Source organism: Streptococcus australis, from assembly GCF_015553625.1.
Lineage (GTDB): Bacteria > Bacillota > Bacilli > Lactobacillales > Streptococcaceae > Streptococcus > Streptococcus australis_B.
In genome coordinates this window covers 106794-115650 of record NZ_JADNGY010000007.1, presented here as the reverse complement: position 1 = coordinate 115650, position 8857 = coordinate 106794, and the positions used below count along the sequence as shown (strand labels likewise).

The 8857-nt window shown below is 38.8% G+C and carries 14 protein-coding genes; all 14 read right to left on the bottom strand.

Annotated features, from left to right (window positions below; translation table 11 throughout):
- Positions 1-159 precede the first annotated feature (159 nt).
- The 14 genes from I2D56_RS07575 to rplF all read right to left on the bottom strand — a co-directional run bounded on the left by I2D56_RS07575 (position 160) and on the right by rplF (position 8635).
- A complete protein-coding gene (locus tag I2D56_RS07575) occupies positions 160-1461 on the bottom strand; it encodes a glutamate-cysteine ligase family protein (RefSeq protein ID WP_195348280.1) in 1302 nt (433 codons plus the stop codon).
- Positions 1462-1658: 197 nt separating this feature from the next.
- On the bottom strand, positions 1659-2045 hold the full coding sequence (rplQ, locus tag I2D56_RS07570) for a 50S ribosomal protein L17 (protein ID WP_006595176.1): 387 nt from the start codon (positions 2043-2045) through the stop codon (positions 1659-1661).
- A gap of 11 nt (positions 2046-2056) precedes the next feature.
- The gene (locus I2D56_RS07565; RefSeq protein WP_006595177.1) at positions 2057-2995 is read right to left on the bottom strand and encodes a DNA-directed RNA polymerase subunit alpha; all 939 of its coding nucleotides are present in this window, start codon (positions 2993-2995) and stop codon (positions 2057-2059) included.
- Positions 2996-3040: 45 nt separating this feature from the next.
- Positions 3041-3424, bottom strand: coding sequence for a 30S ribosomal protein S11 (gene rpsK / locus I2D56_RS07560; protein ID WP_001118385.1), 384 nt, complete (start codon positions 3422-3424; stop codon positions 3041-3043).
- Between the two features lie 26 nt (positions 3425-3450).
- Entirely contained in the window at positions 3451-3816 is a 366-nt protein-coding gene (gene rpsM / locus I2D56_RS07555; RefSeq protein WP_003009631.1) for a 30S ribosomal protein S13, read from the bottom strand.
- A 17-nt stretch (positions 3817-3833) separates the two neighbouring features.
- Positions 3834-3950: a 50S ribosomal protein L36 gene (gene rpmJ / locus I2D56_RS07550; RefSeq protein WP_001808836.1), complete on the bottom strand. Its 117-nt coding sequence runs from the start codon at positions 3948-3950 to the stop codon at positions 3834-3836.
- A gap of 23 nt (positions 3951-3973) precedes the next feature.
- Positions 3974-4192, bottom strand: coding sequence for a translation initiation factor IF-1 (gene infA / locus I2D56_RS07545; protein WP_001029883.1), 219 nt, complete (start codon positions 4190-4192; stop codon positions 3974-3976).
- Between the two features lie 116 nt (positions 4193-4308).
- The gene (locus tag I2D56_RS07540) at positions 4309-4947 is read right to left on the bottom strand and encodes an adenylate kinase (RefSeq protein WP_006597039.1); all 639 of its coding nucleotides are present in this window, start codon (positions 4945-4947) and stop codon (positions 4309-4311) included.
- 96 nt (positions 4948-5043) lie between these two features.
- Positions 5044-6351: a preprotein translocase subunit SecY gene (gene secY, locus I2D56_RS07535; protein WP_195348279.1), complete on the bottom strand. Its 1308-nt coding sequence runs from the start codon at positions 6349-6351 to the stop codon at positions 5044-5046.
- A 12-nt stretch (positions 6352-6363) separates the two neighbouring features.
- On the bottom strand, positions 6364-6804 hold the full coding sequence (rplO, locus tag I2D56_RS07530) for a 50S ribosomal protein L15 (protein ID WP_006595181.1): 441 nt from the start codon (positions 6802-6804) through the stop codon (positions 6364-6366).
- A 145-nt stretch (positions 6805-6949) separates the two neighbouring features.
- Positions 6950-7132, bottom strand: a complete 183-nt coding sequence (gene rpmD, locus I2D56_RS07525) for a 50S ribosomal protein L30 (protein WP_002894509.1) — start codon at positions 7130-7132, stop codon at positions 6950-6952.
- Between the two features lie 14 nt (positions 7133-7146).
- Entirely contained in the window at positions 7147-7641 is a 495-nt protein-coding gene (gene rpsE / locus I2D56_RS07520; RefSeq protein ID WP_006595182.1) for a 30S ribosomal protein S5, read from the bottom strand.
- Between the two features lie 17 nt (positions 7642-7658).
- Positions 7659-8015 carry a 50S ribosomal protein L18 gene (rplR, locus tag I2D56_RS07515; RefSeq protein ID WP_003010871.1) on the bottom strand — a complete coding sequence of 119 codons (357 nt, stop codon included), beginning with the start codon at positions 8013-8015 and terminating at the stop codon, positions 7659-7661.
- 83 nt (positions 8016-8098) lie between these two features.
- Entirely contained in the window at positions 8099-8635 is a 537-nt protein-coding gene (gene rplF / locus I2D56_RS07510) for a 50S ribosomal protein L6 (protein WP_009732027.1), read from the bottom strand.
- Positions 8636-8857: the final 222 nt, after the last annotated feature.

Below are 8857 nucleotides of genomic sequence, written 5' to 3'. Positions count from 1 at the left end.
GCACATTGGTTCGTCTTGTTCAGTTTTCAAAGGTCTTTGTCGCTCTCGCGCGACAACTATATTAGTATATCACGACCATGAAAACTTGTCAATATCTTTTTTCTATTTTTTTAAATTTTTTGTTGTTTTTTTGATTTTAAAAAAGGAAATGCTGTTAAATCAGCATTTCCCAAGCTCTTTTATGATTTCTTCGATATAAACCTCTTCTTGGTTTCCACGATCCATCAATCCTCTTTTTGATATTTTTAACAGATCTAACGAATATTGTTTAATTTTCACCAATTCACTTTCAGTTAACTGTTTTTTCGAATATTGCCTTCTTAATTCTTTCGGATTTTCTTTACTAAAATCAAAAACTATATTTTGAGCTAAATACTCGTCTAATTCTTTGATATTATGATGCAATCCGACATGAAATGCAATTGGTGCAAATGTTTTATTTAATGGTTGAGTACAAACACTTCTATATTCGATGGTTCCTCTTGTTGTTAAATCTTGAAAATGGTAGCTTCTATGATTCTTTAGGTCCTCTTCTTGCGGTTTTATTTCTTGTCTAGATCTATCTAAGCGATAGGCTACTATTTTTTCTTTTGCGAGATAATCCTCTACTCTAATAGGTTCGAAATATAAGATTTCATTCTCACGATAAACATAAAACAAGGCTGTCTTCGCTAAATATTCTAGAAAGTCCTTTTCATTTATAAACTCTTTAGGATTTACACCAACATTTTCCTGATAATAGCCATGCATGGAATCTTCCCAGAAAATATCTCTTGAGATCTTCGTATCCCAGTCTTCTCCATCGAAAATGGAATTAGCAAACAGATATGCTTTTGCTGGCTCTACCTTATTCATCGCATTAATTATTTCCAAGTAATTCGTTCTTGAAACATCTAATTGTACTTGATTGCCACAAATAAAGGTTCCATAGTCTGGATAATCATGGAATCGATGGTTAGGATCTTGTCCAGACAGTTGTAAGAATTGAATCAGCATTTTATAACGATCAATTTTTACAGGTTGATTTTCATTTATTCTCCAATAAGGATGGATGCCTTTTCCTTCTATTTGATGCTGCCTCTCTCTTAAGAATGGTTGAATGATTCCTAAATAGTGTTGCAACCGTCTTTCGACTTCTTGGATGGTTTTAGTCTTTTCAAAAGCAAATTCAATGGTATTGTAAGATAACTCAAATACAATTTGATCTTTGTTTATTTTATGTTGTAACTGGACTGGATTCCCATCTTCATCTTGTTTAATCGCAATAAACTCTTCAACTTCTTGTAGATACCTAAAAAGAGCCTTTGTAACCAGTACATCCGTTTTATTCCCCATTGTATTTACGATTGGAAATTCGAGTTCAACCCCAATGTACTGCTCTGGATTATTTTTCAGCGAGGCAAGGTAACGCTTTGCCAATAATTGCTGGGCGAGTGCTTTTGATTTTTCTTTTACTGTCATAACTCTTCTATTATATCAAAAAAACGCCTGCTTACGAAATTGTTTTAAATTAAAGCAATTTCGTAAACAAGCGTCTACCATTTACCTCAATATGATGAGTGTTACCGCTAGGATAAATCCTAGCGGCAGACCAGAGCTAGACTAAGAAGAACCATTCAGTTCTTCCAACATCATAACACTCAACAAAATTGATGATTTTATACTAATTCGATAATTGCCATTGGCGCAGCATCCCCACGGCGTGGTTCAGTTTTAAGGATACGAGTATATCCACCATTGCGCTCAGCATAACGTGGTGCAAGTTCAGAGAACAATTTTTGAAGTGCAGTTGTTTCTGAATATTTACCAGTTTCTTCATCAAAGTTTTGTGATGCAACTTCGTTACGTACGTAAGCAGCTGCTTGACGACGTGCATGCAAGTCACCACGTTTACCTAAAGTAATCATTTTTTCAACTGATTTACGGATTTCTTTTGCACGTGCTTCAGTTGTTACGATTGCTTCATTGATGATAAGATCTGTAGTCAAATCACGAAGCATTGCTTTACGTTGTGAGCTAGTGCGTCCTAGTTTACGGTAAGCCATGTATTCCTCCTCTATTTATCGTTTTTTAGCCCAAGGCCTAAATCGGCAAGCTTAACTTTAACTTCTTCGAGACTCTTACGTCCAAGGTTACGAACCTTCATCATTTCTGGTTCAGATTTTTCTGTCAAATCATACACAGTATTGATACCGGCACGTTTCAAACAGTTATATGAACGAACAGAAAGATCCAATTCTTCGATGGTACGTTCTAGTACTCGATCATCTGATGCTGTATCTACTTCCTTCATAACATCTGTCGCAATCGCGATTTCTGTTAAGTTCGTAAAGAGGTTAAGGTGTTCTGTCAAAATACGAGCAGATAAACCTAAAGCATCTTCTGGAATAATTGTTCCATTTGTTAAGATTTCAAGGGTTAGTTTGTCAAAACCATCGTTGCTACCAACGCGAGCTGGTTCAACTTGGTAATTAACTTTTGTCACTGGCGTATAGATTGAATCTACAGCAAGTGTTCCTACTGGTGCATCATCTTTTTTATTTTGATCAGCTGGAACATAACCACGACCGCTGTTTACAGTCAAAGTCGCTTTGAAGCTTGATCCTTCACCGATTGTGAAAAGATAATGATCAGGGTTTACAATTTCAATATCACTATCTGTAAGAATATCTCCAGCAGTCACTTCTGCAGGACCTTCTACATCAAGTTCAATAATCTTTTCGTCTTGGACGTAAGATTTTACAGCGATCCCTTTAACGTTAAGAATGATTTGCATAACGTCTTCACGGACACCTGGAACTGTATCAAATTCGTGCAATACACCTTCAATGTTAATTGAAGTAACAGCAGCACCTGGAAGTGAAGCTAATAATACGCGACGAAGAGAGTTCCCTAGTGTTGTACCATAACCACGTTCAAGTGGTTCTACTACAAATACACCGTAATCTTTATTTTCATCAATTTTTGTTATATTTGGTTTTTCAAACTCAATCATTTGCTATACTCCCTCTGAAACGAAAAGCTGTGTAATTGTTGATGATTATACACGGCGACGTTTTGGAGGACGAGCACCATTGTGTGGCACAGGAGTCACATCGCGGATTGCAGTAACTTCAAGACCAGCAGCAGCAAGAGCACGAATAGCAGACTCACGACCAGAACCAGGACCTTTAACAGTAACTTCTACTGATTTAAGACCATGTTCTTGAGCTGATTTTGCAGCAGCTTCTGATGCCATTTGTGCAGCAAATGGTGTAGATTTACGAGAACCTTTGAAACCAAGAGCACCTGCAGATGACCATGCAATTGCGTTACCATGCACATCAGTAATCATAACAATTGTGTTATTAAATGTTGCGTGAATATGAGCAATACCTGATTCGATATTCTTTTTCACACGACGTTTACGTGTTGGTTTAGCCAAGATTTTTACCTCCTTATTTTATTTTCTTATTTTTTCTTACCAGCAATCGCAACAGCTTTACCTTTACGAGTGCGAGCATTGTTTTTAGTGTTTTGTCCACGAACAGGAAGTCCACGACGGTGACGGATACCACGGTATGAACCGATTTCCATCAAACGTTTAATGTTCAAGTTCACTTCACGACGAAGGTCACCTTCTACTTTAATTGCGTCAACTTCACGACGGATAGCATCTTCTTGATCTGGTGTAAGGTCGCGAACACGAATATCTTCAGAAACGCCTGCAGCAGCAAGAATTTTCTTAGATGTTGGAAGTCCGATACCGTATACATAAGTCAATGAAATTACTACACGTTTGTCATTTGGAATGTCAACTCCAGCAATACGAGCCATGTTTTCTCCTTTCTATCTTATCCTTGACGTTGTTTGTGTTTTGGATTTGCTGGGCAAATTACCATAACACGACCATTACGACGAATTACTTTACAGTATTCGCAAATTGGTTTGACCGATGGTCTTACTTTCATTTTTATCCCTCCAAGTTTTTCGATTATTTAAAGCGGTATGTGATACGTCCACGTGTCAAATCGTACGGACTCATCTCCACTGTAACACGATCTCCCGCTAAAATACGAATATAGTTTTTACGAATTTTACCAGAAACTGTTGCTAAAATCTGATGTCCATTTTCAAGTTCAACCGTAAACATAGCATTCGGCATCGTATCGACTACTTTGCCTTCTACTTCAATCACATCGTCTTTTGCCACGCAAAAGTACCTCCATAAATTTCGATTCATTCCTCTGAGCACAGAGGTAACAATTATAAGTCAGACTAATTCATTGTATCACTTGTTGTCAATTATTGCAAGTGACTAAAACGTTTTTATTTCAAATTCTCCAAGACTTTTTGGATATCTTTAAAGACGTCGTTAATGTCTTGATTTCCTTCGATATCATGGACTAACCCTTTTGCACGATAATGAGCAAGAATTGGCTCACCTTGAGCAATATTCACATCCAAGCGACGTTTAACCGTTTCTGGTTTATCGTCCTCACGTTGGTAATAGTCTTCTTCCTTGTAATCAGCTGGTGGATTGAATACCTTATGGTAGGTTTCACCTGTTTCACGGTGAATAATACGTCCACTCAAGCGTTCAAGAAGGCAAGATGGATCTACTTCGATGTTGATCACTCCCTCAAGTTCAAGACCAAGGTCGACCAAGATTTGATCCAAAGCATGTGCTTGTTCAATTGTACGAGGGAAACCATCTAAGAGGAATCCTTTTTCCTTAATATCGTCTTGAGCCAAACGTTCTTTTACAATCCCGTTTGTCACATCATCCGGCACCAATTCACCTTTATCGATGAATGATTTTGCCAACACACCCATTTCGGTTTGATTGGCCATTGCAGCACGGAACATATCCCCAGTTGAGATATGTGCAACTTGAAATTGTTCGACAATCTTAGCCGCTTGTGTCCCCTTACCTGCTCCAGGCAATCCCATGATTAATAGATTCATAATCATTTGCTCCTTATTTTGTTTTTAAATAAGTCTGTTACGATCTAACAAACTTATTCAAAAACAAAATAGAAGGTTGACAATGTCAACCTAATTCTATTCTGTTGTATCCATGAAACCAATGTATTTGCGTTTCAATAAGTAACCTTCTAATTGTTTCATTCCTTCAATACCAGTTGAGATGATGATCAAGAGACTAGTTCCTCCGAGAGCAACTGTATCTGTTAAACCAAAGACATCCCGAGCAAGGATTGGAATAATAGTGATGAATCCAAGGAAGAGAGAACCAACTGTAGCCAAACGTCTAAGAAGACGCGACATGTAGTCTTCTGTTCCCTTACCAGGACGCACACCTGGAATGTAGGCACCACTCTTTTGTAGATTTTCCGCAGTTTTTTCTGGGTTAATCTGTACAAAGGTGTAGAAGAAAGTAAACAAAATGATTAGCAAAGCATACATTGCTACACCTGTTGGTGTATTGGTTGCTAACATAGATTGTGCTGTTCGAACCCATCCAGCATTGTAACCCATGGCACTAATGACTTGGAAAATTGCTGCCGGTGCAGCTGTGATCGAACTAGCAAAGATGACAGGAATCACTCCAGCTGGATTTACCTTCAGTGGAAGATATGAGCTAGATGGTGCTCCTTGTGCAATCTTTGTGTATTGAATTGGAATTTTATACTGTGCTTGTTCCACAAAGGTTGTGAAGTAGATAATCACTAATACCGCTAAGATTAATACACCTACGAAAATTAGTGAATTGTTCAATTGTCCAGAACGGACGTTGACAAATGAATCTTCATAAACACCTTTGATCATTTCTGGGATGGAAGAAACAATCCCCGCAAAGATGATCATAGAAACACCGTTTCCGTATCCTTTGTCTGAAATCTGTTCTCCCAACCAGGTCACAATCATCGAACCTGTCGTTAAAATTGCACCAATTAAGATGTAGGTTTCAACGTTCGGTGTCGATACTAATTTAGCTTGTGACAAAGTATGGAAAGTAGCTGTAATTCCAATGGATTGAACGAAAGCTAGAACCAAAGCAATATAGCGCGTTGCCTGATTTAACTTTCTCCGCCCAACTTCTCCTTGTTTCCCCCACTCAACAAACTTTGGAAGCAAATCCATTTGAAGGAGCTGAACTACGATGGAAGCCGTGATGTAAGGACTCACCCCGAGGGCGAAGACAGAGAAGTTTCTCATAGCATTCCCTGACACCAAGCTCATCATATTCAAGAAGGAAACATCTTGTAAGTTGTTAAGGATCTTCGCATTCACACCAGGAACCGTAATCGTGGTCCCAATTCGGAAGACAAGTATGATAAAAATAGTAAATAAAATTTTTGATCGTACTTGTTTAACCTTAAATGCATCTTTTAATAATTTAAAGAACATAGGTCACCCCTCTTAGATGACTTCTACTGAACCACCTTTAGCAGTGATAGCTTCTTCAGCTGATTTAGAGAATTTAGCTGCCTTAACAGACAATTTCTTAGTCAATTCTCCGTTACCAAGAATTTTAATTCCTGATTTTTCAGCTTTTACAATACCTGCTTCAACAAGTACAACTGGTGTTACTTCAGCACCATCTTCGAAGACGTTCAACTGATCAAGGTTTACAATCGCATATTCTTTAGCGTTGATGTTTGTAAATCCACGTTTTGGAAGACGACGGAACAATGGAGTTTGTCCACCTTCAAAACCAAGACGTACACCGCCACCGCTACGAGCTTTTTGACCTTTTTGACCACGGCCAGAAGTTTTACCATTACCAGATGAAGTACCACGACCAACACGGTTGCGGACTTTACGTGAACCTGCAGCAGGTTGTAATTCATGAAGTTTCATTATTATTTTCTCCTCTTTTGTAAATTGCTAACGCATGTAATCAGGAAAAGGTGTCCCGACTACAAACTCGCCTATACTTATATTTAGTTTTAGGGGATGAGAAATTTCTCATACCCCTGAAAACCTTGTTCTATTTCAAAATAGATTATTTTACTTCTTCAACTGTTACCAAGTGAGATACTGCAGTAATCATACCACGTACTGCTGGGTTATCTTCTTTAATAACAGAGCTGTTCAATTTGCCAAGTCCAAGTGCTACAACAGTTTTACGTTGTGACGGGATGCGTCCGATTGGAGACTTAGTCAAAGTAATTTTAATTTGAGCCATTTGAATCTCCTTTCTTAAGCCAAGTCAGAAACTGAAATACCACGAAGGGCAGCAACTTCTTCAGCGCGTTTCAATTGAGCTAAACCTTCCACTGTTGCACGAACAATGTTGATTGGAGTGTTTGATCCAAGTGATTTAGATGTTACATCTGCAATACCTGCCAATTCAACAACGGCACGAACTGCACCACCTGCAGCAACCCCAGCCCCTTCGATAGCTGGTTTCAACAATACACGAGCTCCACCAAACACTGATGTTACTTCGTGAGGAATTGTTGTTCCAACCATAGGAACTTCAATCAAGTTTTTCTTAGCATCTTCTACTGCTTTACGGATTGCTTCTGGTACTTCTTGAGCTTTACCTGTACCAAAACCAACACGTCCGTTACGGTCACCAACAACTACAAGAGCTGCAAAGCGAAGACGACGTCCACCTTTAACAACTTTTGTAACACGGTTGATGGCAACTACGCGTTCTTCAAGTTCAACTGCATTGTCTTTAAATGCCATTTTCTAGTGTCCTCCTATTAGAATTTCAATCCGTTTTCACGAGCTGCATCAGCCAAAGCTTTAACACGTCCGTGATATAGATATCCACCGCGGTCGAACACCACTTCAGAAATACCTTTAGCAACTGCACGTTCAGCAACAAGTTTGCCGACAACAACGGCTTGTTCAGTTTTAGTTCCTTTTGAAACTTCTTTGTCAAGAGTTGAAGCGCTTGCGAGCGTTACACCCGCTACGTCATCAATTACTTGAGCGTAGATGCCTGTATTAGAACGGAATACGTTCAAACGTGGGCGATCAGCAGTTCCAGAGAGTTTTCCGCGAACGCGACGGTGGCGTTTTTGACGGATTTTATTTTTATCTGGTTTCGAAATCACAATTTTCACCTCTTAATTTTAAAATCATGTGCTAAGCACTGAGTTGGTAAGATGAAGATTGGTTGAAAAACAACCAATCTACATTATTTACCTGTTTTACCTTCTTTACGGCGAACGAATTCACCAACGTAACGGATCCCTTTACCTTTGTAAGGTTCTGGTGAACGAAGGCTACGTACGTAAGCAGCTGTTTGACCAACTACTTCTTTTGAAATTCCGCTGATAACGATAGTCGTTGGGTTTGGAAGTTCAAAAGTAATTCCTTCTGGAGCTTCAACTTCGTCTGGATGAGATTTACCTACAGCCAAGACAAGTTTGTTTCCTTGAAGTTGTGCACGGTAACCAACCCCGCGCATTTCAAGTTCTTTCTTGAATCCTTCTGATACACCAACAACCATGTTGTTCAAAAGGGCACGAGTAGTTCCGTGGATAGTTTTCATTTCTTTTGAATCGTTTGGACGGTGAAGAGTTACTTCAGTACCTTCCACACGGATTTCAATATCTTTTGAGAACTCACGAGTAAGTTCTCCTTTAGGTCCTTTTACAGTTACAACGTTGTCATTGTTAGTGAGTTCAACACCAGCAGGCAACACGATAACTTTATTACCAATACGTGACATGTTTTTATTCTCCTGTTAAATTGTCAGGCCTTTGAAGGCCAGTTTTCACGGGGTTTAAGATACTTATTTAGTTCAAGAGCTGAACTGAACACGCTCTAAGAACTGTGTATCTTGATTTGAGTTCGAGCTAAGAATTTGGTGAAAAAGATAAGTTTGTCTTGGAGCATCGCTCCTTCTACAAACTTCCTATTTTCACTGCATTCTTTTAACGCTCTCACATCA